At 62.2% G+C, this 415-nt stretch carries 2 pseudogenes (1 of these 2 cut by a window edge); both read left to right on the forward strand.

The features are described 5' to 3' along the window. Positions 1 to 243: pseudogene (locus HX846_RS27645) on the forward strand (metal ABC transporter permease); the annotation flags it as partial. Between the two features lie 29 nt (positions 244 to 272). Then, a pseudogene (locus HX846_RS27650) lies at positions 273 to 415 on the forward strand (MetQ/NlpA family ABC transporter substrate-binding protein) (its annotated part continues 236 nt past the right edge of the window); the annotation flags it as partial.

The raw sequence follows: 415 nt of genomic DNA on the forward strand, positions 1-415 counted from the left end.
CTGTTGCCGGAAGCCCGGGGCGGGCTGCTGGCAGCGGTCACTGTCACCGCGATTGTGCTGGTGGACTACACCGCCATGGCCGGGGTGATCGGTGGCGGTGGCCTGGGCGACCTGGCTATCCGCTACGGCTATCAGCGTTTCCAGACCGACGTGATGGTGGTCACCGTGTTGCTGCTGTTGGTGCTGGTGCAGGCCCTGCAGATGACCGGTGACCGTTTGGTGGCGCATTACAGCCGCCGTTGATTCCTATAACTAATGCCTTCGGAGCAACCATGAAAAAATCCCTGGCCATCTTGGCCGCTGTCTTGTCCTTCAATGCCTTTGCCAACGAGACGCTGGTCGTCGGCGCCACGCCCGTGCCTCACGCCGAGATCCTCGAGTTCGTAAAGCCGGTGCTGGCCAAGGAAGGCGTGGA

Source organism: Pseudomonas sp. K5002 (genome assembly GCF_013386655.1).
Taxonomy (GTDB): Bacteria; Pseudomonadota; Gammaproteobacteria; order Pseudomonadales; family Pseudomonadaceae; genus Aquipseudomonas.